Source organism: Serratia sp. Sp408 (genome assembly GCF_057180665.1).
Window position 1 is genome coordinate 2122055 of the sequence record NZ_JBXUFT010000001.1, and the last position, 24725, is coordinate 2146779.

General features: G+C 56.7%; 26 protein-coding genes and 1 tRNA gene. 8 read left to right on the plus strand and 19 right to left on the minus strand.

Features of this window, described 5'->3' with window-relative positions:
• Positions 1 to 45: 45 nt before the first annotated feature.
• The 4 genes from AC2AXP_RS10115 to gcvA all read right to left on the minus strand — a co-directional run bounded on the left by AC2AXP_RS10115 (position 46) and on the right by gcvA (position 3447).
• Positions 46 to 585 (minus strand): DUF2058 domain-containing protein, encoded by a 540-nt coding sequence (locus tag AC2AXP_RS10115; RefSeq protein WP_039992668.1) that lies wholly within the window; start codon positions 583 to 585, stop codon positions 46 to 48.
• Between the two features lie 142 nt (positions 586 to 727).
• Entirely contained in the window at positions 728 to 1618 is an 891-nt protein-coding gene (locus AC2AXP_RS10120) for an oxidoreductase (protein WP_004961162.1), read from the minus strand.
• 20 nt (positions 1619 to 1638) lie between these two features.
• Positions 1639 to 2466: a DMT family transporter gene (locus tag AC2AXP_RS10125; protein WP_004961160.1), complete on the minus strand. Its 828-nt coding sequence runs from the start codon at positions 2464 to 2466 to the stop codon at positions 1639 to 1641.
• A gap of 75 nt (positions 2467 to 2541) precedes the next feature.
• Positions 2542 to 3447, minus strand: a complete 906-nt coding sequence (gene gcvA / locus AC2AXP_RS10130) for a transcriptional regulator GcvA (RefSeq protein ID WP_484381615.1) — start codon at positions 3445 to 3447, stop codon at positions 2542 to 2544.
• A gap of 307 nt (positions 3448 to 3754) precedes the next feature.
• Between gcvA and AC2AXP_RS10135 the strand changes: the two genes are divergently transcribed.
• The gene (locus AC2AXP_RS10135; protein WP_198772974.1) at positions 3755 to 4546 is read left to right on the plus strand and encodes an MBL fold metallo-hydrolase; all 792 of its coding nucleotides are present in this window, start codon (positions 3755 to 3757) and stop codon (positions 4544 to 4546) included.
• Between the two features lie 123 nt (positions 4547 to 4669).
• Here AC2AXP_RS10135 and AC2AXP_RS10140 read toward each other — a convergent pair whose 3' ends face one another.
• Positions 4670 to 5593, minus strand: coding sequence for a LysR family transcriptional regulator (locus AC2AXP_RS10140; protein ID WP_449145221.1), 924 nt, complete (start codon positions 5591 to 5593; stop codon positions 4670 to 4672).
• Between the two features lie 92 nt (positions 5594 to 5685).
• Here AC2AXP_RS10140 and AC2AXP_RS10145 point away from each other — a divergent pair, with 92 nt between their 5' ends.
• Entirely contained in the window at positions 5686 to 6162 is a 477-nt protein-coding gene (locus AC2AXP_RS10145; RefSeq protein WP_004961152.1) for a GNAT family N-acetyltransferase, read from the plus strand.
• Positions 6163 to 6337: 175 nt separating this feature from the next.
• Here the strand turns inward: AC2AXP_RS10145 and AC2AXP_RS10150 are convergent, their stop codons facing one another.
• The 5 genes from AC2AXP_RS10150 to AC2AXP_RS10170 form a co-directional block, all read right to left on the minus strand.
• Positions 6338 to 7573 (minus strand): hypothetical protein, encoded by a 1236-nt coding sequence (locus tag AC2AXP_RS10150; protein ID WP_004961150.1) that lies wholly within the window; start codon positions 7571 to 7573, stop codon positions 6338 to 6340.
• A 55-nt stretch (positions 7574 to 7628) separates the two neighbouring features.
• On the minus strand, positions 7629 to 10103 hold the full coding sequence (locus AC2AXP_RS10155; RefSeq protein WP_484381616.1) for a CS1-pili formation C-terminal domain-containing protein: 2475 nt from the start codon (positions 10101 to 10103) through the stop codon (positions 7629 to 7631).
• Positions 10104 to 10184: 81 nt separating this feature from the next.
• Positions 10185 to 10694, minus strand: coding sequence for a CS1 type fimbrial major subunit (locus AC2AXP_RS10160; protein ID WP_233092248.1), 510 nt, complete (start codon positions 10692 to 10694; stop codon positions 10185 to 10187).
• A gap of 41 nt (positions 10695 to 10735) precedes the next feature.
• Positions 10736 to 11476 (minus strand): hypothetical protein, encoded by a 741-nt coding sequence (locus tag AC2AXP_RS10165; RefSeq protein ID WP_484381617.1) that lies wholly within the window; start codon positions 11474 to 11476, stop codon positions 10736 to 10738.
• A 114-nt stretch (positions 11477 to 11590) separates the two neighbouring features.
• Entirely contained in the window at positions 11591 to 12292 is a 702-nt protein-coding gene (locus AC2AXP_RS10170; RefSeq protein ID WP_484381618.1) for a LuxR C-terminal-related transcriptional regulator, read from the minus strand.
• A 387-nt stretch (positions 12293 to 12679) separates the two neighbouring features.
• Here AC2AXP_RS10170 and AC2AXP_RS10175 point away from each other — a divergent pair, with 387 nt between their 5' ends.
• From AC2AXP_RS10175 to AC2AXP_RS10190, 4 genes are all read left to right on the plus strand, one after another.
• Positions 12680 to 13459, plus strand: coding sequence for a winged helix-turn-helix domain-containing protein (locus AC2AXP_RS10175; RefSeq protein WP_484381619.1), 780 nt, complete (start codon positions 12680 to 12682; stop codon positions 13457 to 13459).
• The gene (locus tag AC2AXP_RS10180) at positions 13456 to 13923 is read left to right on the plus strand and encodes a hypothetical protein (RefSeq protein ID WP_004961136.1); all 468 of its coding nucleotides are present in this window, start codon (positions 13456 to 13458) and stop codon (positions 13921 to 13923) included. Before AC2AXP_RS10175 ends, AC2AXP_RS10180 begins: the two co-directional genes overlap by 4 nt.
• Positions 13924 to 14413: 490 nt before the next feature.
• Positions 14414 to 15709 carry an MFS transporter gene (gene tcuC / locus AC2AXP_RS10185; protein ID WP_039991929.1) on the plus strand — a complete coding sequence of 432 codons (1296 nt, stop codon included), beginning with the start codon at positions 14414 to 14416 and terminating at the stop codon, positions 15707 to 15709.
• A gap of 15 nt (positions 15710 to 15724) precedes the next feature.
• Positions 15725 to 16531 carry a substrate-binding domain-containing protein gene (locus AC2AXP_RS10190; RefSeq protein WP_449145224.1) on the plus strand — a complete coding sequence of 269 codons (807 nt, stop codon included), beginning with the start codon at positions 15725 to 15727 and terminating at the stop codon, positions 16529 to 16531.
• Here the strand turns inward: AC2AXP_RS10190 and psrA are convergent.
• The 3 genes from psrA to AC2AXP_RS10205 form a co-directional block, all read right to left on the minus strand.
• Positions 16506 to 17405: an L-proline-binding transcription factor PsrA gene (gene psrA / locus AC2AXP_RS10195; RefSeq protein WP_004961125.1), complete on the minus strand. Its 900-nt coding sequence runs from the start codon at positions 17403 to 17405 to the stop codon at positions 16506 to 16508. The genes AC2AXP_RS10190 and psrA overlap by 26 nt on opposite strands.
• Positions 17406 to 17484: 79 nt before the next feature.
• The gene (locus AC2AXP_RS10200) at positions 17485 to 17889 is read right to left on the minus strand and encodes a YybH family protein (RefSeq protein WP_004961124.1); all 405 of its coding nucleotides are present in this window, start codon (positions 17887 to 17889) and stop codon (positions 17485 to 17487) included.
• A gap of 131 nt (positions 17890 to 18020) precedes the next feature.
• Positions 18021 to 18908 (minus strand): LysR family transcriptional regulator, encoded by an 888-nt coding sequence (locus tag AC2AXP_RS10205; protein WP_004961122.1) that lies wholly within the window; start codon positions 18906 to 18908, stop codon positions 18021 to 18023.
• Between the two features lie 95 nt (positions 18909 to 19003).
• Here AC2AXP_RS10205 and AC2AXP_RS10210 point away from each other — a divergent pair, with 95 nt between their 5' ends.
• Positions 19004 to 20062 (plus strand): NAD(P)H-dependent flavin oxidoreductase, encoded by a 1059-nt coding sequence (locus AC2AXP_RS10210; protein WP_484381620.1) that lies wholly within the window; start codon positions 19004 to 19006, stop codon positions 20060 to 20062.
• A 54-nt stretch (positions 20063 to 20116) separates the two neighbouring features.
• Here the strand turns inward: AC2AXP_RS10210 and nac are convergent, their stop codons facing one another.
• Positions 20117 to 21040, minus strand: coding sequence for a nitrogen assimilation transcriptional regulator NAC (nac, locus tag AC2AXP_RS10215; protein ID WP_039991928.1), 924 nt, complete (start codon positions 21038 to 21040; stop codon positions 20117 to 20119).
• A gap of 338 nt (positions 21041 to 21378) precedes the next feature.
• Here nac and AC2AXP_RS10220 point away from each other — a divergent pair.
• A tRNA-Asn gene (locus tag AC2AXP_RS10220) sits at positions 21379 to 21454 on the plus strand.
• Between the two features lie 169 nt (positions 21455 to 21623).
• Here the strand turns inward: AC2AXP_RS10220 and AC2AXP_RS10225 are convergent.
• From AC2AXP_RS10225 to AC2AXP_RS10245, 5 genes are all read right to left on the minus strand, one after another.
• Positions 21624 to 22211, minus strand: coding sequence for a flavin reductase family protein (locus AC2AXP_RS10225; RefSeq protein ID WP_039991927.1), 588 nt, complete (start codon positions 22209 to 22211; stop codon positions 21624 to 21626).
• Between the two features lie 139 nt (positions 22212 to 22350).
• Entirely contained in the window at positions 22351 to 23007 is a 657-nt protein-coding gene (locus AC2AXP_RS10230; RefSeq protein ID WP_273872200.1) for an NAD(P)H-binding protein, read from the minus strand.
• Between the two features lie 154 nt (positions 23008 to 23161).
• Positions 23162 to 23452, minus strand: coding sequence for a nuclear transport factor 2 family protein (locus AC2AXP_RS10235; RefSeq protein ID WP_273872197.1), 291 nt, complete (start codon positions 23450 to 23452; stop codon positions 23162 to 23164).
• Positions 23406 to 23534: a hypothetical protein gene (locus AC2AXP_RS10240; protein ID WP_277872502.1), complete on the minus strand. Its 129-nt coding sequence runs from the start codon at positions 23532 to 23534 to the stop codon at positions 23406 to 23408. The genes AC2AXP_RS10235 and AC2AXP_RS10240 overlap by 47 nt, the downstream gene beginning before the upstream one ends.
• Positions 23535 to 23587: 53 nt before the next feature.
• A complete protein-coding gene (locus tag AC2AXP_RS10245; protein WP_371901728.1) occupies positions 23588 to 24691 on the minus strand; it encodes an alkene reductase in 1104 nt (367 codons plus the stop codon).
• Positions 24692 to 24725: the final 34 nt, after the last annotated feature.

Here is a 24725-nt window from a genome sequence, read left to right on the forward strand (position 1 = left end):
GCGGCGCCAGGGTTGAGGATCCAACCCATGGCCTGTAACCGCTGATTACCACATCAAATCATCAGGCACTTTAAAGTCGGCATACGGATCTTCTTCATCCTGCTCTTCCTGACTCAGCGCACTGTTCAAGACAATACTGCTGGCATCTCGCTGGGCAATTTTGTCGGCAACGCTGGCGGGGATAATGGCGTATTCTTTCTCGGCGCCGTTATCAACCACCAACGCCGCGATGGCAAGCCGACCGCTAATCAGCTGGGCCTGGGTGGTCTTGTCGACATAGATTTTTTTAATCACATTGCTATCGGTGAAGTTAAAGCCGATATCACCTTTTGCAATGACGATTTTGTTCATTTCAATCAGCTGCTTGACCTGCGCTTTATACTCTTTGGATAACGCCGCCTGTTTTTGTTGTTCGCTCAGCTGTTTGTCGCGCTCAAGTTGCGCTTTTTTGTTTTCTTCTACCGCTTCTCTGGCCTCACGCGCCTGCACGCGTGATTTTTTAGCCGTTCTCTGGACTTTGGCCATTTTTTTGCTGGTTACCAAGCCCGCTTTGAGCATCTGCTCTTGTAAGGTGAGTTTTGTCATCGTCATTTCTAAACCGGTTGAATAATGACGGCGATTATACCCATTATTTTTGTGGCTGCACCAGGTTGCATCCACCACTGACCGGGTGGCAAACGCTAGCCGGCTGTCAGCGTTGAACAACAGCCACCCACCATTAGCTGCGTTAACCTGGCCCCTCACTGCCCGCCGCCAACAGCGGAACCAGCACGTCGCCGATCGGCGTGGGGATCCCCTGCAAGCGCCCGTAACGCTGTATTACGCCGTTGCGAATATCCCACTCCAGTGGCCGATTGGCCTGGCGATCGGCTAGTATCGAGGTGCCTAAATCCGCCGGGGCGCGATGGAAACCGTCGACGATCTCCTGCGGCACGTTGTCGTCAAGTTTAGCCCCCTGCGTACGCGCCACCGCCAGACACTCATGCAGATAAGCCAGAGCCAGTGCGGTAATGTCCGGCCGGGCAAACATCCCGGTACGGCGATTGGCCAACACCATCAGCCCCGCCACCGCATTCTGCAACAGCTTGCGCCAGGCGATAGTCAGAAAGTCGGCTGACAGCTCCACCGTACAGCCGCTGCCGCCGAGCGCATCGGTGACCCGTGTTGCCGACGGCACCGCCGGCAGCGTCAGGCGTGGTTTGGCACGCAGCCAGACAGACGCGTCTGGTTCACGCTGAGCCGGGAACCACACTACCGAAGGCAGCACCGTTGCGCCATTGACGTAGGGTGCCAACTGGGTTTGCTGTTCGACGCCGTTCTGCAAGGCGCAAACCACGGTGTTTTCGTTACACAGCGCGGCCAGCCAGTCGGCGCTGTCGGTTATCTGGGTGGTTTTCACCGCCACAAACACCAGATCGAACGGCTGGCGGATCGCCGCCGGATTGCTCAATACCGGGCCAGGTACCACAACTTCACCGCCATCATGACGCAGAATCAGCTGCGGATAGGCGGTGCGCCCGCAGAGCACTGGCGTACGGCCAACTTGATGCAATACTGCCGCAATGGTGGTGCCGATGGCCCCCGGACCAATAAGCGCTATCGAAGGATGCTTTGACATAGTGTGTTGTCCTGTGTTGATTAACCCATGATCACAATACCGCTGACAATCACCGTGCATGCCAGCATTTTTCCCAGCGTCAGTGTTTCGCCAAGAAACAGATAGCCCAGCAGCGCGGCAAACAGTACGCTGGTTTCACGCAGCGCCGAGACTGCGCCCATCGGGGCTGCCGCCATGGCATAGATAATGATGCCGTAAGCCAGTAGCGAAACCACGCCACCGGTGGCCGCGCGCCCTACGCCGGCGCGCCAACGCAGCAGACTTTTACCGTCACGCAGCGCGATATACAGCGCTGGCATCAAGATTCCCCATAAAGCGCTCATCCAGACGGTATAGGACAGCGCATTGCCGGACAGGCGCACGCCGATACCATCCACCACGCTATACGCGGCGATAAACACGCCGGTCGCCAGTGCGTATTGCACCGTCGGCCTCGTCAGCTTGCGCCCCCGGAAGGCGAGCAACAGGATCCCCACGCATACCAGCGCAATACCGCCCAGGGTGTTGAGCTCGATCTGTTCCCCGGCCAGGAGGGCCGCCGCGCAGGTGACCAGCAGTGGCGCAGAGCCGCGTGCAATCGGGTAGGTTTGCCCGAGTTCCCCGCTGTGATAACTGCGTATCAGGCACAGGTTATAACCAACGTGCAGCAGGGCCGACAGCAGCGCGTACCTCCAGCTGGCGCTGGCCGGCAGTGGCAAAAACGGCATCGCCAGCGCGCAGCTCACGGCGATGGCGAGGCACATGATGGTCATCGACCATAGCCGGTCGGTGCCGCCACGCAATAAGGTATTCCAACTGGCATGCAGCAGCGCGGCGAATAGCGTAAGCAGAATAATATGATTGGGCATCTGCTGATGCTAAACAGCCGGTGCGCCAATGAACAGTGAAGTGTCGTCATCATGTCATGAGTAAATACTCATGACTTAACGGTAGCTGCACTGCGCCTGCTGCGACTCTGCCTGTAGCCAGCTGCGGAATTTGACAATATGCGGCCGTGTTTCGATGCCCTGCGGGCAGACAAAATAATAGGCGGCCGGTGACGGAAAAGGCACCGCAAACAGCCGCACCAGCGTGCCTTCGCCGAGCTCTTTTTCCACGTGCCCACTGCGCGCCAGCGCAATGCCTTGCCCCAGCAGCGCCGCTTCAATCGTCATATTGGTATCGGCGAAGCGCACGCTTTCGTGCAACACTTCGGTATTTATGCCAACCAGCTTGAACCAGACGTCCCATTTCGGCACCAGATCGGCGCCGTCACGCGTCAGTAGCGGGTAGCGCAACAGTTCGGCAGGTTCACGCAGGGTACCAAAGCGCTGTAACAGTGCCGGACTTGCCACCGGGAACAGCTGCTCGCGGAACATAAACTCGGTGTGTAGCGCGGGGTAATTGCCGTGGCCGAAGCGGATCGCCACGTCGGCATCGGTGCTGGCGAAGTTGATCGCCTGATCGGTGCTTTCCAGAGTCACCAGAATTTCCGGATGCAAACGCGCCAACTCCGGCAGGCGTGGCAGCAACCACTTTAATGCAAAAGAATAGGTGGTATTGACGCGCAGTCGCACCCGGCCCTTTTGCTCTCGCAGATCGGCCAGCGTGGTTTCCAACTTGCTGAAAAATTCACGCACCAGCGGGGCCAGTGCCGCGCCGGCCGGCGTCAGACTGAGATTTTTACCGCGCTGAAAAAGCTGCAGACCCCAGATTTCTTCCAGCTTTTTCAATTGATGGCTAACCGCACTTTGGGTGATAAACAGCTCTGCGGCCGCCGAGGTGAAGGTGGTGTGACGGGTGGCAACTTCAAACGCGCGTAGCGTAGCGGTAGGAGGAAGGTCACGCATGATTCTGTTCCTGTGAATGAGCTAATGCTCATAACACCATACGCCGGGTGCCCGGCAAAATATACGCGCATCGGGCAAAGCGACCGCAGCACCAGCGTTACCGGTATACGCCCTGCGAGCGGCTGTTCTACGGGGGCATACTCCGCTTGATAGCGGTGTCTTTTGTCGCGCCATGGCGCATCCGGCCAGCGTTCTTGTAAAAAGAACTCTCGTTGTCTACCGCCTATTCGCCTCTCTGGCGGAGGGTAAGCTAGTGTTACTGGAGAGATATCAGCCAATCAGCCTGACGAGAAGCATGGAGGACGTGATGATAACGCTATGTAAAGCCTGCGGAACATCCTATGAGACGGCCGACGCTCATCCGCAACGGTGCCAAATCTGCCTGGATGAACGCCAGTACGTACCGGTAACGGGACAACAATGGATTGACTTCGATACCCTGGTTGCCTCACACACCAACAAGTGGAAACAGCATCAGGAAAACCTGTTTAGCATCCGCACCGTGCCTGATTTTGCCATTAACCAGCGTGCTTTTATTCTGCGAACCGCGCAGGGCAATATTCTGTGGGACTGCATCGCCACGCTCGATGACGCCACCAAAACGCTGGTTAATTCTCTGGGCGGACTGAAGGCTATTGCCATCTCGCACCCGCATTACTACACCACCATGCAGCAATGGGCCGACCAATTTGATGCCGAAATTTACCTGCATGCCCGCGATCGCCAGTGGATCATGCGCGATAGCCCGCGGATCACCCTTTGGCAAGGTGACAGCCTGGCGCTAACCACAGATGTCAACCTGCTACGTCTCGGGGGACACTTCGCCGGCGGTAGCGTGCTTCACTGGGCGACGGGTGATGGCATATTGCTGTGCGGGGACATCCTGCAGGTGACGCCAGGCGCCAACGGCGTATCGTTCATGTGGAGTTATCCCAACATGCTGCCGCTGCCGGCGGCGACGGTTAGCGATATGGTGCACCGCCTGAACGGCGTGAGTTTCAACACCCTTTACGGCGCGTTTGAAGGCAAGGATATAATGGCGAATGCCGATCGGCTGGTGCAGCGTAGTGGGGAAAAATACATTGCCTGTCTTGATTAAACAGCGTGAGCGGAATGTATCGACAGGAAAATCCGCCCTGCGCTGGCAGACGGTGGCTGCGCTGACGGTTTGCCGTGACATCAAGCGGCTCGGCGCCTAAAGGCGGTTATCTACGCGCAGCGGCTAATTCATCTCTTTTGCCAGCATTTGCAGTTGGCTCTTCAGCCAGTTGGTCGCGCCCCGCTGGCCACTGCGTTTATGTGAATAAATCTTCACCTCAAACCGGCGGATGGCGAACGGTAAGGCAAATAGCTTGATATCGGCTGCCGGCATCAGCTTTTCGGCGGCAAAACGGGGGATCGCCATCAGCAGATCGCTTTGTGCAACAATAAACGGCGCACTGAGCATCGACGGTGTTTTGATTGCTATCTGCCGCGTATACCCCATCTGTTCCAGCTGTAAATCCACAACGCCCTGCTTTTCATTCCACGGTGTTACAACCAGGTGCCGGGCGGCGAGATAATCCTCCAGCGTCAGCCGCGTACGCTGGGGGTTGCTGATAACGACATACTCATCTTCAAACCAGCTGATTTCATCCAGTTCCGGATAGCGGATATCTTCCGGCGTGCTGAATCCCAGCGCCAGATCCACTTCGCCTGCCAGCAGTTCCGTCAGCGCCGGGCTGTGCGGCAAATAGAGTAACTCAAAGCGCAGGCCGGGGGCATGATGCTGCAGTGTGTGCATCAGGGAAGGGAAAATGCAGAAGGCGGTAAAATCGGTAATCGCAATCTGTAACCGCTCGCTACTGGTAGCAGCATCAAACTCCGGCTGTGGCGTCAGCTGCCGATTGAGGAAAGCCAGTGACGATGCAATGGCCGGCGCCAACTGGCTGGCATACACGCTGGGGCACATACGGTGGCCTTGCCGGTAAAATAGCGGATCGTTCAGGCTGTCACGCAGTCGCGACAGCGCATGGCTCAGCGCCGATGTACTCATCGCCAGTTCATCCGCCGCCAGACGAACCGAGCGGTGACGATAAATTGCGTCAAAAACCGGCAGCAGATTTAAGTCAAGGCGCCTCAGCGCCGGATGCATAATATTCATCATTTAGTGATTTCATTGCACTTAATTCTTCTGACAATACCCCTTATGCTGGTTATCAACAATATCGACAACATGCAGCAACCATAGGAAAACCGATGAGCATCACGATTCGCCAGGCACGCCCGGAAGACGCAACGGCAATATACGCCATGATCTATGAACTGGCGGTGTACGAAAAAGCCCCGCAGCAGGTGGTCACCACGCCGGAGGAGATCCGCGCAACGTTGTTTGGTGCAGGCAGCAACACCGAAGCGTTGATCGCTGAAAGTGAGGGTAAAACCATAGGCTATGCCGTTTTCTTTACCAGTTATTCCACATGGCTCGGACGTAACGGTATTTATATGGAGGATTTGTACGTTTCCCCTGATTATCGCGCTAAAGGCGCGGGAAGAGCCTTGCTGAAAAAGATTGCGCAATGTGCAGTGCAACGGCAGTGCGGCCGCCTGGAATGGAGCGTGCTGGACTGGAACCAGCCCGCCATTGATTTTTACCTGAGCATTGGCGCGTTGCCGCAGTCTGAATGGGTACGCTATCGCCTTGATGGCGACGCGTTGCTGAAATTTGCCGAATAACCACGCCGTCATAGTAATAAAACCCCGACAACCGGGGTTTTGCATTGCCACCGTTATCCCGCCGCTGCGTTATTGCCGCGCTCACTTCAAACCGCCATTTTAACTGTCCCCTGACATTCGTCCTCTCGGTGGTTATCAGGATACCGCCCCTGCAAAACAGCGCGTTGCCGGCGCATCACTCCACCTCGGAGTCAAATATCAGGGTAACCACGCCCCGCCATGCCGACCCCGGCGTTTGTACCATCTGCTCCACCCCCGCTCTCTTCACCTGAAAATCCAGCGTCGAGCGGCGGTTAAAGATTGGCACCTGCGGCGGATTGATTTTTTGTCCGTTACGGTTAGTCGTAAGCAACTGCCTGGATACCGGGCCGCCGTCGCTGCTAAAGCCCGGCAGGCTTATCAACACCTCCACCGGTACGGTGTCGTCAGTCAGGGTACTCTTCAGCCCGCAGGTTGGCCCCTGCTGATGTTCACACAGCATCGTTACCTTAAAGCCGGTGGATGAAGATAGTATAAACGGCACCTGTTTCTGCAGCTGATCGGGGATGCGCCCGCCATTAATCCACTGACTCCAGCCCCCTTTTGCCGCCAGTTTGACCCGCTCGCTACCTGGCGGGAAACGAAGTTCAAATACGTGTTCCACCGTCGCCTTGATAACAATGCGGATCACTTCCTCGCCGTTGTAATCATCCGCTCCCAAGCCGATGTAGCCGGGGGCATTCATCACGTCGCCGACGCGGTATTCAATCACCCCTTCATACTCGCCGGCCCTGATGCCCATCGGTGACGGCGTGGTCAAGGTATAACCGATGCTCAGATTGTCAATCTTGACCGTACCCTGATAGCTATGGTTGCTGTTCAGCATCTTGTAGCAAACGATCAGGCGCTCAGGCACCCCCCAACCGTGATTATATATGCTGGCATGTCCTGACCCTATCCGGCCTGAACAGCCGCCCTCAGGATAAACGCCGGTACCCGACATTGCAGCAGACAAGTCTCCATCCTGGGCGTTGATTCTGCTATGCCTGACGCCAAAGAATGCCCAGCGGAAGTCCGCCGTCATCTGGTTGGCCGGATTATTGACGTCGGTCAGGGTTACCGGCTTGGTCGTCCCATCCAGGGAGATAAAGGTATGTCTGTTGAGATCCCCGGAGCTGCTGTCGAACTGCTTATAGGCGGTAAAGCCGGGCACCAGAACGCTGAACTCACCGTCACGACAATATGCCGAGAACGAACCACAAAATCCCGACACCGGCGTGGTGTTCTCAAACTGATTGTGGGTCGGCCGCGTGGCGTCGGCTTTAAACAGGGTGGTGATCACCACCTCCGCCGCCAGGGCGGACTGTGCCAGTAGTAATGCCGCCGGCAGCGCCAGGGCGCTCAGCGAACGCGTTAAGTTAAACTTCTTCATGAATAGTGACTCCGGAATCTCGGTGGTTGCTTTTTGCTGCGCAAAAGTTGTGTCATCAGCCGTCCTGCAGAGTGGAACGGGTGTTGCTGTCTGCCAGCGGCAGCCCGTCGCAGGTCAGGTTGCCGGCAAAAATCATGTCTTCCTGCTTCTGGCTGCCGGGGTTCAGGCGGATTTCGCACTGCGCGCCGGAAGGGTGTTCCACGGTGACCACCGGATTTTTCTCATGCAGTTCCAGCGTAAACACTCCGTCGGACTCGGTGACCGTGCGTCCGGCGTGGTTGATCACCTGCGCGCCCCCCAGCGCCAGCCCCTCTCGGTTCACCAGCCGGCCCATCACCGTGACGGTCTTCATCACCCGGACCTGATGGGTGCTGACGCCGCCGCGGATGTGGTGATAGTCGAGGTATTCAGGCTGAATTTTCAGCGCCGGTGCCTCGGTGCCCGGGAAGTCGAGCTGCACCGTGCCGGGTTTCCAGGCTTCCACTGGGATGAAGTTGCGTCCCGGCTTCAGCGTGATGCCCCCCGACTGATGCAGGGCCACCAGTTCGGCGCTGTCGTCATCGGAAACTACATCGACAATCATGCCGCCGCCCTGATGATGAGCCACCTGCTGCGTCATCACCGCCTTGCCCTTCCCGAAGGCCAGCGTGCTACCGGTGTTGAGGCCGCCCGAAAGCCCGCCGTCAACGCTGGATCGTTGCCCCCAGAAGCTCCCTTCGGCTACCGACGTATTGAAGCTGTTATAGGTGCTGAGGCTGGCGCCGTGGCGGTCGGCGGTCAGGGTGCCGCTGGTTTCTCGGATAATGCTGTTGTCTCCCCACTGCTGGCTGACCGACGCCGAAGCGTACAGGTCACGGGTGCCGGTGGTATCCGTCCGGCTACCGACGCTGACGCTACCGCTGCGCCCTTCGCCGCCGAGCGGGAAGCTCAGGCTGAGGCTAACGCCACGATTACGCAGGGCGCTGCTGTCCTGATAGGGGCGATCAAACCCCGACAGCCGCCAGTTCACCGAAGTGCCCGCCACGCGGGTCCGCGAACTGTAGCCCACATCTACGCCCGGCCCGCGCCCCCGGCTATGGTGGGTGATCCGGGCGTTGACGTTGTTCTCGCTGTTAAAGCGCCAGGTTGCCGACAGCACGCTGTTGTGCTCGGCCTGCGGCGAGGAGGTACGCTGCGCACCAAACCCTTCCGCAGGACGGAACCAGCTGCGGCTGTGTCCGAACGCCACGTTGCCGCGGCGGTGGCTAAGCACCGCCTGGGAATCGAAACCGTAGCCGGTGGCCGAACTGTTCCACAGGTTGCCGTAAAACTGCAGCGCGTCCGCCGGTTGAAAATCCAGCGAGCTGCCAATCTGCGTCTCCTTGCCGATTTTCTGCCACGCCAAACCGAGGGTAGCGCGGGGATGCAGTAAATAATTGAGGCTGGCACCGGCTGCCGGCTCGCCGGTGCCTAGGGTGCTGTCGCTGTTGAACAGCGTGCGCTGCTGGCCGGCAAACAGGTTGTAGCGCAAACGCTGCCCGGTATTACGCCAACGCATCGGCTTGTTGATGGTTTCCGTCACCCGGCTACTTTCACGACCATCTTCAAGTACGCGGATTTCAACGTCGTAAATGCCCGCCGGTAAAACCGTGGTATCCAGCATCTGCATGCCAGGTGCGACCGGTTGCGCGTTAATCAGGGAACCATCGCGATAAACTTCGGCCACCCCCTCGCGGTTGGCGGTGACGTAAACCGGATACAGGCTGGCGAATCCCGCGTCTTTCAACAGCGTCTCGCTGCTCCCCGCCATGGCACCCACCAGGGTACTGACGCCACCGCCGCGTGAGTAAGGCTGATGCAGCAGCCCTTGGCTGTCAGGGGTAAACAGACCGGCGCGGACAAAATGCTGCTGAAACTCACGTTGGGAGTACAGCGACGTCACCGCGTGGCGGGTCTCGTTAGCTGACCCGCTGCTGCGGTCCAGTTGATACTGGCTGACGGTGGTCCAGCTCCCGGTCGCGGCTTCGGCACCGCCGGTCCAGCCCAGCGCCGTCTGCTCGCGGCTGCCGCTGATGCTCAACTGGTTGTTCAGCAACAGCCCCGAACTGCCCGATTCAGGCAGGCTGAACCAGCGATCCGCCGCGCCGCTTTCCGACGCCGGCGTGATAAGGACCAGCCTGGCATCGCTGAGGTTATAATCAACGGCCATCAGGCCATGCGGGCAACGGCCATCACACTGGCCAAGCGGCAGCGCTGACGAGAAGGCTTGCAACCAGCGCTGGCGCTCTGACTCGGGGTACGAGCTCTCTGCCGGATCGGTAAACTGTATAATCTGCGCCCGATCATCTTCCGTCAGCACTATCATTGCATCACCCAATACCTTGCCATCGAGGACTACCCGGGCGGATATCGGGGCATTAAAAAAGTGCTCACGGAATTCTGCTGGCATATCTGCCGCCTGACTGGCAAGAGACTGGGACGCCTGAGCTACAGCGGAAAGGCTCAGGGTAATGGCGAATGCAATTGCGGTGACAAGTTGGAGAAATGGCATGATTAACTCATTACTCTCTGAATTGGGGCAAAAAAAGGGAGAGGTTGCCCTCTCCCGAAGCAGTGAAACGGCAATAACGGCTTATGGGGTTACTACCGGGACCGTATCGAAGATCATGGTGACCGGGCCCATGTAAGTGCCTGCCGCCGGACGTGCACTGAGGGTGCTGCTCTGGCTGATCGCCATGGTAGCGGTCTGCTCGGTTGCCGCCGCCGTGGAGTTATACAGCTCAACTGCGGTTGCCGAAGTCACCGGCAGCGTCTTACCCGCCAGGCTGACCGTAAGAGGAATCGCGTCGGTGCCTGCGCCCGAGGTCAGGGTCGGAGCACCGTCGAGGTATGCCTTGATGCCGCCGGCGGTATTTTTCATCTTCAGCTGCTTGCCCGGATCGGCTTCAACTACCGACATGCTCGGCTCATCCCAGCGCATTTTCTGCGACTGTGCATCCCAACCGTTGACCGGGGTAACGTAGAAACTGTTGTCAGGGATCACCGCTTCCACGGTAAAGTCCACCTGCGGCGTAGCCGCATTGGCAGCAAAGCCGCAGGCCAACAGGGAAGCCGCCAGGCCGATTTTTTTCAGGTTCATCATTTTGAATTTCTCCAGGTTATTTAATTGTCCGGGCAGTAACATTACTTACCGGTATTCAGGTTTTTTTTCTGACCGCCTTCGATCAGGGTGTATTGCCAGACTCGGTCTGGCGCGGCAGTACGTTTGAGCGTTTTGCCGGGTCTTAACTGGACAATCACGCCGCTGTCGCAGTTTTTTAACGCTTTGTCGCAGGACTTCAGTCCGTCAATCACCACGGAGGCATTACCGTGGTTAACAATGTTCAACTGGTTCCCCCCACCGCTGATGCGCGAGTCAAAGCGCGCGTTGTCCGGATGGACGGTGACGATGGTGCCGAATCCAGACATCACCGTGACGCCTGCATTGATTTCGTCCTGGTATTGCTTTGCATCCGCGCTGCTGATGCCGAACTCTTTGCTGCTGTCGGGCACCACCGGGATGTAGCGCACGCGGTAATAACGCTCTTTCTCCCGCGAACCGGTAAACACCAGACGGTTGGTCTGCATACCGCCAGCGGGAATAATCAACCGGGGCGGCGTGGAGAGCAGGCCGGTGCCTTTTCCGCTAACCATGGCGTCGGCGTCCAGGTTTTTCTCTACCGTCTCACCTTTGTTATCGAACAAAATTTCATAAATATTGATGCGTACGAAGGCCGTGGCGTCGCCAGTGTTATGAATACGCTTGGCCAGCGTGCTTTTACCGCTTTGCATATATTCATTCAGGGAACCAACGTTAATAACCGGGCCAGCCAGCGTCGGCAGCGCCACCATTAATGCGGCAGCGGTGAAAATACCTTTAAACATATAACTCTCTTAATCAAACTATTAAGCAATATCGGCGTACACCTGATTTAAAAACCCCATACACCCAAGTGCAATGGCTTTTTAAATAGGGTTCGCGGAGTGCGACCTGAAATATCATTGTTTGGGCAGATGCCCGTAGCGTTTTAAAAGCTCCATCTGATTGCTGACACCCAGTTTTTTCATTGCTGCCTGTTTGTGACTGCTAATCGTTTTGATGCTGCGCTTCTTTTGCACTGCAATTTCTGACACCGTCAGACCATTCATGTAATTAAAAATGACCGCGTGCTCGGCCTGGGTTAATAGCAAAATTGCTTTTTCCTCAACCGTAAGGCGCCGCTGTGTATCCAGCGAGACGATTTTTTGGTAATACTGATCAATATGTGATTCCAGCCAGTATCCTCCCCGCCTGACTTTACCCACGGCTTCAATAAAGCAGGACAGAGGAGCGCAGCGCCATATATAAGCCTTCGCGCCTGACAGCATATATTCCACGACTTCGGCAGCATCGTTACCAGAAGAGGTAATAATAACCGACACGCCTGCATACTGCGAAATACGGGCGACCGAGAAACACACCATTTGCTGACACGAGAAAAAGTCGGCATCGATAACCACTACGCTGATATTTTCACGTTCAACAAAACCCTTATCAACCGCGCTCTCATTTTTAAACAAGTGCACCTGATTAAACCTGCGAGTCTCCAACAAGGTCGAATAGAAACCCTTGCTCATTATCTCGCATGACGAGACAACGGCGACACCGCTACTTTGTGTCAGGCGGCGCATAAAGCGCTGAGCCAGAGAATGTGCACTCACAATGCCTTCCTGTTATTTAATAATTTTCACCACGTTCTATAACCTGAACCGTAGTCAACCTGCTATTTATTCAGGTGGTGAAGCACGCTTGATTACATCCACTTTTATTATCGCCGCCATGGTAATCAAAGGGTATCCGTGACTTGCGATGGGTGCATTTGAACACCGGAACACTCTTAGCTCAACACCCTAAGCCAAAATGGAACGCAAATGTAACCGTTACAAAATATTCACATAAAAAACAACAAGTTAAATCGTTATTTTTGCGTTACTTTAAGGAAGATCCGCTTTTGATAGCCGCAATACCAGCGCCGAACCTGCGGTTAAAGGATGTATTTCGGATTAGACACGGATTATAATGATGACTTTCGCATGTAAGGAAAACGCATGGACATTCTTTTTTATTACCAGGTTGGGGTACTGAAAAACGGTACACGCTCGCTTGAGCTGAGTAAGCAAAACAAGCTCGGGCTGGCGCTCTTTTGCAAAAAAGAAGGGCTACTGGTGACAAAGGAGGAGTTCGTGCAGGAGTGCTGGGAAAGCAAGGGCGTTATTGTCTCCGATAACACCGTAAGACAGACCTTATTCCGACTGCGTTCCGCACTGGCTGACATTGGCGCACCGGAAGATACGCTTATTACCCAGGGGCGAAATGGCTATGTGCTTAAGCCAGGGGTTATTAAGGTTATTGACAGTGATAATGTTTATGATGCGGCGATTAATACCAACGCCGAGCCACATCATGTTTCCGTCAAACCATCCGCAACGGCAGACGAGGCGACAACGGCGCCAGAAAAAAGCCAACGATGGCCAGTGTCCGGTCAATATGCATTATTAGCACTGGCAGTAATGCTATTGTTTTGTGGCGGAGTTTTTTTGCGATATCTCTTTTTTACCCACGAGCTTTCCTTTACCCACTATAAAGATGAAGGTGGCCGATCATTTTTCTTCTCTGACAATATACGCAAAGATAAAAATAAAGAGGATTCGGTGCGCAGGATTATCTACTGGTTAGACAAGAACAATCGCAAGCCCGCCGACGGGCCGCTGATCTATGTGAGTGCAGACTGGCGAGACACGCTTTCATTCCTTTCCTGTAAAAAAGACATTACTTTGCCATCGGGTGATTGCCTGACCATCAATGTGATTGGAGGTAATAAAAAATGAAATGGCTGCTTCTTGCCTGCCCAATTTCTCTGTTTGCAGGATGGTTGGCATTTCCGCTGGTGGCCCAATTTTATGTCGGTGAATGTACCACGCGGTCGTTATTAATTTATGATGAGCCCCATAAGACCGTCATCAGCGACGCCATATGGGATACGCTGCGTGGTGGCAAGCAACATTATTACACCAGCAAATTACGCCTGATACCGGATAACGGCCCGGAGGAAAACTATTATATTGAGAGAACGCTCAAGACGTCGGTTAACTATCATATGGATTCAGCGGAGATAACCAGCGTGGCGGCGTTCAGGATAGCAGGACCTGATACCTCGGATCCGCACGTTGGGCGTTATATTGATCCCCTCTCAGAACAGGGTTTCACCGCAAGGGTGTATTTCTTCCGCGTGGGAGAACGTATTCTGTCTGGATTTCGCGACCGGCCCTTGGTGTCTTGTCAGAAAAGGTAAAGCAATGACGTTGGTTCGCCTCCTTGAACCGCTGTTATCGCGGAGCTGAGCATTATCTCTACCTCTGGGGCGTGGGAAACGCCCTCTGTCCGGCCTTGCTGCAGATGTTCTGCTCCCCCTCTTTCACAAGCTGCGCCAGCCCGCCCCGTCAAGGCCCATTTTTATATACAGTCCCGTCGGGTTGACGGCCGCAGCGCCGCTGACCGGAAGCGCGATGGTCTCCCTGCCCTTGACGAAGCACATCTCCCCCCTGCGCCCGATATGAACCCTGTCACAAAACGCGCATTACTTTTTTTGCTGCCGATGCCACAGGTTGTAGCGAACAAGTTGGTTAATAGCCCGTTACAACCTATCGCATCTAATTGTTAAATTTTATTCATGCGTGATACGCATCAATCCATGAGTTTATTGCGCTTATCTGGTTTATTTTCCTGATCCAGTCTGCAGCAACGGGCGCGGTAAAAACGCCAATGACCAACTGGAGATAACGATGCATTCCTCTAAGCTACCCATGACAACTCGGGCAAAAACCAGCGCGATACTGCGTGTAACCTCGGGCAATTTCCTCGAGCAATTTGATTTTTTCCTGTTCGGATTTTATGCCACCTACATCGCCCATACCTTCTTCCCTGCCAGCAGTGAGTTTGCCTCGCTGATGATGACCTTCGCGGTGTTTGGCGCGGGCTTTCTGATGCGACCGTTCGGCGCTATCGTACTGGGTGCATACATTGATAAAGTCGGCAGACGTAAAGGGCTGATTGTCACCCTGTCGATCATGGCCGCCGGGACCTTCCTGATTGTCCTTATTCCCTCCTATCAAACCATTGGCCTCTGGGCGCCGTTGCTGGTGCTGGCGGGGCGTTTATTACAAGGTTTCTCGGCGGGCGCAGAGCTGGGCGGCGTGTCCGTTTATCTGGCCGAAATTGCTACCCCGGGCCGTAAGGGTTTTTATACCAGCTGGCAGTCTGGTAGCCAGCAAGTGGCCATTATGGTGGCGGCAGCCATGGGCTTCGCCCTGAACGCCGCGTTGGAAGAAAGCGCCATTCGCGACTGGGGCTGGCGGCTGCCTTTCCTGTTCGGCTGTCTGATTGTGCCCTTCATCTTTTTCCTGCGCCGCAAACTGCAAGAAACCGAGGCGTTCACCGCCCGCCGCAACCATCTGGCAATGCGCGAGGTGTTTAAAACCCTGTTAGCGAACTGGCAGGTGGTTATCGCCGGCATGTTGATGGTCGCCATGACCACCACCGCGTTTTATCTGATCACCGTCTATGCCCCGACCTTCGGCAAGAAAGTGCTGATGCTCAGCGCCTCGGACAGTCTGCTGGTCACCTTGCTGGTGGCGATATCCAATTTTCTCTGGCTGCCGGTAGGCGGCGCCCTGTCAGACCGTTTTGGCCGCAAACCGGTGTTGGTTACCATGGCGCTGCTGGCGCTGGTCACCGCCTATCCGGCGCTGAGCCTGCTTGCTGAAGCCCCCAGCTTTTCCATGATGCTGACGGTGCTACTGTGGCTATCCTTCCTTTACGGCCTCTACAATGGCGCCATGATCCCGGCGTTAACCGAGATCATGCCGATGGAGGTGCGGGTCGCCGGCTTCTCGTTGGCCTACAGTCTGGCAACCGCTGTTTTTGGCGGCTTTACGCCGGTTATTTCTACCGCCCTGATCGAGTACACCGGCGACAAAGCCTCGCCCGGCTACTGGATGAGCTTTGCCGCGGTATGTGCATTATTGGCAACGCTTTATTTATACCGTCGCAACAGCTTATCGCTGCAAACCGCCGCTTGAATCAGGGATTACACCATGCAAAACATTTATCGTTCACTGCTCGCCATACTGCTATTTTCGGCTGTCAGCACCCCGGTGCTGGCCAAAGAAGTGACCGTCATGATTTCAGGTGGCTTTAAAGCCGCACTGGAAAAACTGGCACCGCAATTTACCGCCAATAGCGGCGACACTGTCGTTTTGGTGTCTGGTCCCTCCATGGGTAACACCCCTCAGGCGATCCCGGCACGCCTGGCGCGCGGAGAACAGGCCGACGTGGTGATTATGGTCGGTGATGCGCTGAACAACCTGGATCAGGGTAACTGGCTGCAGCCGGGTTCGCGTGTCGAAATAGCCGACTCGCCGATTGGTATGGTGGTCAGGCAAGGTGAGCCCAAGCCCGATATCAAACGGGCGGCAGATCTGCGCAGCACCCTGTTGCATGCCACATCCGTGGCTTATTCGGACAGCGCCAGCGGCCGCTATATCAGCGGCCAGCTGTTCAAAAAACTGTCTATCGAAGCGCAGATGAAAGAGAAGGCGCATAAGGTTGAACGCATTCCGGTGGCATCCGAAGTGGCAAAAGGGAAATATGCGCTAGGTTTCCAGCAGGTGAGCGAACTGCTTCCGGTGCCGGGCGTCACCTTTATTGGCGAACTGCCGGAAGAACTGCAGCACATTACCCGCTTTGCCGGCGCGGTCACCGCCAACGCACAGCACCGTCAGGCAGGCAAAGCGCTGCTGGATTTCCTCTCTTCCGCCGAAGTGCAAAACACCATTCGCGCCACCGGCATGAGATCGGTGCAGGCCGAACGACCGGTTAAACCGCGTGATACTGTTCAGTGATCAAGGTTTCCAACTCACCAGCCAGGTAAGACTGCATGCGTCCGCTGCGCCTGATCAGGCCCACCGTGCGCTTCACCACCGGATCGGTCAGCGGCAGGTGAGTCAATACCGAATGTGCTGAGCTCGGCATCGACATAGCAGGCACGGCGGCAATGCCGACGCCCGCTTCAACCATGCCCAGCAGGGTCGTCACATGGCGGGTTTCGCAGAGGCTGGGACGCTCGGGAATAATGTGTCCCAGCATCTGATCGAGCAGATGGCGGTTACCGGAGGTCTGATCCAGCCCCACGTAATCCTGCTGATAAAACTCGCGCCAACTGAGGCTTTTTTTACGGGCGAGAGGATGATCGCGCCGGCAGGCAGCCACGTAGACATCCCCCACCAACGGTACAAATTCGATATTGGGTTGCAGGTTTCTCGCAAAACAGATGCCGAAGTCAGCCTGACCACTGGCAACCGCTTCAATGACATTCCCTGCACTGCTATCAATAAGCTTGACCCGCACCCGCGGATAGCGGGCCTGGAAACGGCGGATCACGTCAGGCATAAAATAGTAGGCTGCCGAGGGCACCGTGGCGACGGTGACCAGCCCCATGCGGTCCTGACTCACCTTATTGATATCCGCCAACACCGACTCAACGTTGGCCAATAGCTGGTCCGAACGTTCGGCAAAGGTCTGGCCATACAGCGTCAGCGTGACGCGCCGGGTGGTTCTGTCGAACAGCTTGATACCCAGCGCGGATTCAAGCTTTTCTATTCTGCGGCTCAATGCTGACTGTGACAGGCAGATGGACTCCGCGGCAAGCCGAAAATTGCCGTATTCAACCAGCGCACGGAAGGCATAGAGATCGTTAAGATCAAAATTCACGGGCATAGCAACAGACGATCCTTTTTCAGTAGCAGCAAGGGGTTAAGGGAAAGATGATAGCCGCATCTTGCTCAACCGCCATCTTTTAGGCGCTGTCCCGATCCAAAAGCGCCGTGCCGTAAGAATTATCAACGGTGCAAAGCCAGCGGCCGTCGTCTTCCTGCCGAAAAACATAGGTTGCCCGCCGGGTTATCTCAACCATCACGCCCTGTTGATCGGGAAAGCGCAGCAGGGTTTCCATGATAACCAGCGCATTTCCGCCGCCTTCAACGATCTGCATTTCCCCCTGCTCCACCACCAGCCGATGCTGAAAGTAATCGGAAATGGCGATAAAGGCGTTGCGGATATTGTCTTTTCCCATGGCGATGGTGCCTGGCTTCACCACCAGAGCGGCATCGGGTGCATAGTGCTCCATCAGCGCGTCAAAATTCCTGGCTGAAATAGCGCTGTCGCAGAACGCAATGATCTGCCGAATCGGATGCGAATTCATCTAGCTGCTCCTGTAAGGGTGTTCAGTTATATGTACCATAACCTCGCTTGGCGTCCGCTATTTATCAAGGCAAGACGTCATTTTCATCAGAGTGAAGCCGTATGCCGCAGACCCGCGGCGCTGCCTGGCGATCATCGCTCAACGTTCGACGTCGCGGCCAGCGCCCGACGCAGGCTGTCCAGCGCTGGCGAACGCGCATCGGCGCGCCAGATAAAATGCGTGGTTGCCGATCCGGCGGCAACCAGAGTGACCCCAGCGGGCAGTTGCAGCAACTCGAGCACGCTTGCGGGTAACAGGCACAGGTAGTTGCCGGCGGCGACGCAGGCGAGCATCGCATGGTAAGAGCCGACCTCCTGCACCGCCGGTTGCTGGTTCGCAGGCAGTCGACGCGCCATCAGGCCAATGGCAAGCTCGCGGTAGCGACACCCCTGCCTGAATGCGGCAAGTTTGAGCGCACCGGCGTCATTGCCGCTTTTTGCCTGGTCAAACCCCACCGGCAGCACCAGGGTCATTTGCTCGACAAATAAGGGTTGAGAGGATAAACCGTCGGGACATATAACGTTACCGTCACGGCCTTCAGGCAGCGCGACCAGCGCACAATCCAGTTGCGCGTTATACACTTTTTCCGTCAGTTGTCGCGTCGGCAAGGTGGCCAAGGTCAACCGCACCTGCGGGCAAGCCTGGCGAAAATGACTCAACGGCATGGACAGCCGGCTGGCGGCGGCACATTCCATCGCGCCCAGCGCCAGCGTGCCGCTTGGCTGTTGAGGGTGCAAAGACTGGCGCGCCTCCTGCGCCAGGCTGAGAATGCGCTGCGCATAGCCGAGGAACTTGCGCCCCTGCGACGTCAGAGCCAAACGTCTGTTTTCGCGAGAAAACAGCTGAACACCCAGTTCCTGTTCAAGCTGTTGGATGCGCGTCGTAATGTTGGATTGCACCCGTCCCAGGCGCGTAGCCGCTTTGATGATGCTGAGCTCCTCGGCGACCACCGTGAAGATTTCCAGTGAAGTATGGTTCATCTTTCATTCTCATTTTGAAAACGACATTGATTTTTACGTCTCTGCACGAGATTTTATAGTTGACCTTACATGACGCTCAAGCAGGTATAAACACCATGAAAACCGCTTTGTGTACCGCTGTTAACCTACAGTACCCGCTGGTACAGGCGCCGATGGCCGGCGTGTCTACCCCTGAACTCGCTGCTGCCGTCAGCAACGCCGGGGCGCTTGGTTCGATCAGCGTCGGGGCTTCAACGCCAGAACAGGCGGAGGCAATGATAGCCAAGACCCAGTCGCTGACCTCTCGCCCGATCAATGTCAATGTGTTCTGCCACCCGCCGGTGCAACGCGATCAACGGCTTGAACTGGCCTGGATACGGCGATTCGAGACGCTGTTCGACCAGTACGCGGCAACGCCTCCCGCACAACTGAGCGAAATCTACCAAACGTTTCATGACAACCCGCCGATGCTGGAGGTCTTGTTGGCACGCCGGCCCAGCGTGGTGAGTTTTCATTTCGGCATTCCGTCGGCCGCCGTTATCGACCAGCTAAAAGCGCACGGCATCGTCACCTTTGCCACCGCAACCAGCCCGGACGAAGCACGTCAGATAGCCGCGAGCGACATTGATTTTATTGTGGCGCAGGGCATCGAGGCCGGCGGCCATCGCGGCCAGCTTGACCCACGGCAGGATGACGGTCAGCTAAGTACCTTTACGCTATTGCAGGCCATCAAGGCGGTCACGCCGGTGCCGGTTATTGCCGCCGGCGGCGTGATGGATGGCGCGGGCATTGCCGCGATGCGCCGTCTGGGCGCGACCGGCGTGCAAATGGGGACGGCGTTTATTCTGTGTCCGGAATCTGCCGCCAATCAGGCCTATCGCCACGCATTGAAGAGCCCGCAGGCGGCCACCACGGTGATGACGTCGGCGATTTCCGGCCGACCGGCCAGGTGTATCGACAATGCCTTTTGTCAGTTTACCCGCCGTATCGCCGAGGACGCCATTCCCCCCTATCCGCTGACCTATGCGCTCGGTAAAGCGCTCGCCGTTGCGGCAGCGGCGAAAGGCGAACACGGTTTTGGCGCCCAGTGGGCCGGACAGGGAGTGTCGCTGATTCGGGAAATGCCCGCCGATAGACTGGTGCAGACGCTGGTGGAGGAATGGCAGGCGGTATAACGCCGTTTTCCGGCGGGGTTGGCGAGACCGGGGGCGCTGCTGCCCCCCGTAACCTTATTGCACCAATACCAGCGCGCGTTTTTCCTGACTGCGCTCGGCAACGATCGACAACAGCAGCTCCTTAACCGCCAGCGCCGGGGCAGACAGCGGTTGCTGGCTGGAGACGCACAGCGTCATCGGCACCGCCAGTGCAGGGCTGATGATGCGCGCCATCCAGGCCTTGGCTGGGCCGATCATCGCTCGCGCGGCCGATTCAGGCAAAATGGTGGCACCCAGACCGCCGGCAATCGCCGCACTGAGGGTGGATGGCGACTCAATCTCGCCAATCACGTTCGCCGCCAGTCGGCGCACCGCCATCGCTTCATCTACCTGATTACGCACCACGTCACCCTCGCGCGGCAAAAACAGGTTCAATCGTGATACGTCCATCAGGTCGACGCTGTTGCCGGGGCTTGGTACCGCCCGCGTTGCCACCAGATATAACTCTTCTTTCGCCAGCAGGGTGGCGGTCAGTCCCGGCGGCGTTTTGGCACCGTACAGCACCGCCATGTCCAGACGGTAATTCTCGATTTGGCCAGGCAGTTCGGCCCCTGCGTGTTCATGCAAACTCAGCAGAATGCCGGGATGCCGCTCGCGCACCGCCTGCAATAGCGGCAAGGCCAGCTGCGCCGCCGCGCTGCCGGACGCCAGTCCGACTGCAACCTGTCCGCTCATCGCCTGCCCTGCGCTGCACACCGCGCTTTGTGCCTGTTCGCACTGGCGTAAAATGGTCTGCGCATGGGCATAGAGAATATTGCCGGCTTCGGTCGGCATCACGCCGCGCTTGGAGCGAATCAGCAGCTGTTGATTGAGTTCGCCCTCCAGCGTCGCCAACTGCTGGCTGAGCGCTGGTTGAGCGATATGCAACACTTCTGCTGCCTGGGTCAGACTGCCGATATCGACAATTTTTACGAAATACTTGAGTCGTCTGAGATTCATGGTGCCCCCGTGATGCCGGTTAACAGCGAAATAAAAACCAAACATCAGGCAGCAAGATCCAGGCCATAATGTCACGAGAGCGCATTTGCCATGCTAAGGTGTGGATTAACAGGCTAAAAAACGCAGGTTCGCCCCGTTCGGTTAACCACTGCCCCCGCAAGGCGGCGCGATTTTGCACCACAATGGGGCGGTTGCCGTGCGCATTGCCCGCCACCATGCCACCAATTCATTCAATAATGCAGCAGTTTGCATACTCTTACAGCAAACGCACCAAAACGCGTTTTTTGATGCTTTACAAGCCCCTGGCACCCCGCTATGATTCGCCTCGTTCAAACGATTCCTCTGTAGTTCAGTCGGTAGAACGGCGGACTGTTAATCCGTATGTCACTGGTTCGAGTCCAGTCAGAGGAGCCACATTTAGAGAAGCCCGCTTAAGGAAACTTAAGCGGGCTTTTTGCTTGCCGACGCCGGTATTAATCAGCCAGGTAAATAACACGCGCCGTGTATCAACAGCGAGGGGCCCCCCTCGCTGTCTCGTCGCTAAGCGGCCATTGTGCCCGTGGTATTGACCGGCGGATTGGCGTTACTCAGCGCCAGGTTGAGCCACGGTCAGCGCATCGCCGATGGTGTAATAGTGGCCGCCGGCGATGTAATGCAGGCTGCGCAGCGCGGGATCGGCGGTTTCGAAATGCCAGTGCCCGTCGCTGAATATACGGGTATCCGACCAGGCGCCGACGATCTCGCCAATAAACAGATCGTGCGCCGCCTGATTGTGAGGTTCGGCTATCAGCCGACACGCCAGCCAGGCACTGCACCCCGCAACAAACGGCATATCATGGCCATCAATGTCTAACAGTTGCACCCCGCTGTTGGTCAGTTTTTGACTATCCGTCAACAGGCTGTGCGTGCCCAGATAGTGGGTTAATGGCAGCTGTGCCGCGGTGGGCACCTGGACCACAAAAGTGCCGCTGCGTTCGATTAGCTGGCGCGTTTTGGCTACCTTGTCCAACACCACGTTGAGCTTGGGCGGCGAAAAATCCATCGCACAGGCCCAGGCAACGGTCATGATATCGTCACAGTCGCCATCACGCGCCGAGACCAGAACCGTAGGGCCATGGTTAATCAAGCGGTAGGCTTTTTCCAGCGCCACCGGGGCGATATGGCTTTCCATAGGCATCTCAATTTCTCTCTTTAACTTGCTGACATGCGCCGTCCGGCTAACCGGTCAGCCCACTTTTCTTGCCACCGCCACATCTGCCACGGCCCGTTGACTGCACGCCGAGGCAAGAGCCGTTGCAATGATACGCAGATCAATGTGCCAGGCGACGCACCGCCTGTTCTACCGGGAGATCGCCCTGCGTCAACTCGATGATCACCCGGTTGACTTCGGGCTGTTCAATCAATGCGACCAGCGTCGCCGCTACGTCGTCCCGCGACACATCACCATAAGGGATGGCGACGTCGGCTCGAACCTTGCCGGTGCCCACGTCATCGCGCAACGTTCCCGGACGCAGAATGATCCAATCCAGCTCGCTTTCAACCAGTTGCACGTCTGCGCGTTTTTTTACTGCCATATAATGTTCGAACTGCTCGGAAGCCTTGCCACCGCGCAGCGCGTCGGGGAAAGCGGAAACCAGCAGGAAGCGGCGGATCCCGGCCAGTTTGGCGGCCGCAATCGCGGTGGTCAGTCCGTCACCGTCAATCGCCTGGGTCATTGCCGGGCCGCCCTTGCCGCCAGCGCCGGCAGTAAAAATGACCACCTCGCTGCCGGTCATTAACCTGGCTAGCGCGGGCGCATCCAGCGCCAACAGATTACCGGCAACGGGAATGGCGCCCAAGGCGCTGAGTTCACCGGCCTGTTCTGCATGGCGATGCAGCGCGTACGGCTGCAGGCCACGGCTGGCCAGACGCGGGATCAAACGGCGGCCGATCTTGCCGGCGGCCCCAATAATAAACACATGACTCATTTTCACTCCTTATATCGACTGCATAGCAGCATGGTGTCGCGGCGCGCCCCTCAACGGCAGACGTTACTGCCCTCAAACCGGCAAAGTGCGGGCATCAGGGCTGGTATGGCGATGATGCGGTGCCGGGGCACGCGGCGTTGAACAGGCCGAACGGTCAGGCGGCGGTATGGGTATGATAAATTTTGCTGACCACCCGCCACTGGCCTTCAACCTTCAGCAGGTTAAAGAAATCGGTAAAGCGGAAACCGGAAATGTCATCCGTATCGATCCGCGCGCTGGCGGCGGTTCCGACGATATCAATGTGCACGATGGCCGCTTTGGCTTCCGGCAAGGGGCGAAAGGCGCTATCAATGATGTCGAACAGGCCTTGAATCGGGCCGCCGGTCAATTTGCAGTCGTCATCCACGCCAAAGATAGTGGCACGCTCGCTGAATGCCGGTTTCATCAGCGTACTGGCCACCGGCATTGTATTGGTTTAGCACATCAACGATGGCGTTGTATTCCTGTACATAGGTGATATTGCTCATCTTGCCGTTCCTTATTTAACTGAGTGATGGTTCTAGGCAAATCGACGCCAGATTCAATAATTGCCGTTTGGCCAGTCGGTATACCCCTTGGCACCGCCGCCGTAATAGGCTTCGCGCGCAGCGATGGTCAGCTCTGCCCCCTTGCGCAGGCGTTCAACCAGATCAGGGTTGGAGATAAACAGCCGGCCAAAAGCCACCGCATCGATGATCCCTTCGGCCCGCCGGGCAATTGCCATTTCCAGGTCATAGTTATTGTTACCAATAAATGGCCCGTTGAACTGGCCGCTCAAGGCGTCCAGGTCGACGCCTGGCGGCACCGAGCGTGATGTCGCCGTCGCGCCCTCGACAAAGTGCAGATAGGCCAGATTGAGGGAGTTCAACTGCCCGATCAGATACCCGTAGGTCGCCATCACGTTGCTGTCTGGCGGCGTATTTCCGGCATCCGGCGTCACCGGCGAAAGTCGGATACCCACGCGATCGCTCCCCCAAACCCCGATCACCGCTTTCGTGACTTCCAGCGTCAGACGGCTACGGTTTTCAATCGAACCGCCATAACCATCGCTGCGCTGATTGGTCGAATCACGCAGGAACTGATCGAGTAAGTAACTGTTTGCCGAGTGAACTTCCACACCGTCAAAACCGGCACGTTTGGCGTTTTCTGCTGCGCGCCGGTACTGTTCAATAATCCCGGGTATTTCATCCGTTTCGAGTGCGCGGGGCATCGAGACCGGCACAAACCCCTCAACGGTATAGGTATTGCCTTCGGCAATGATGACAGAAGGTGCTACCGGCGATGCTCCGCCGGGCTGCAACGCGGTGCTGGAAAAGCGCCCCACGTGCCACAGCTGGCTGACGATTTTGCCACCGGCGGCGTGTACCGCGTCGGTGACTTTTTTCCATCCGGCAACCTGCTCGTCATTCCAGATCCCCGGGGTAGCGGCATAGCCTCGCCCCTGCGGCGAAATATTGGTGGCTTCCGCCACAATCAGGCCGGCACCGGCACGCTGCGCGTAATAGGTGGCATGCAGTTGATGCGGAATACCGTCTTCGCCGTAACGGCTGCGGGTCACCGGTGCCATCACGATACGATTGGCAAGTTCAAGTGCGCCAAATGTGGTTGGAAAGAACAGATCGGTGCGAGTGCTGTTATCAGTCATGGTAAATCTCTTTTATAGTTGACCAGTCGTCTAG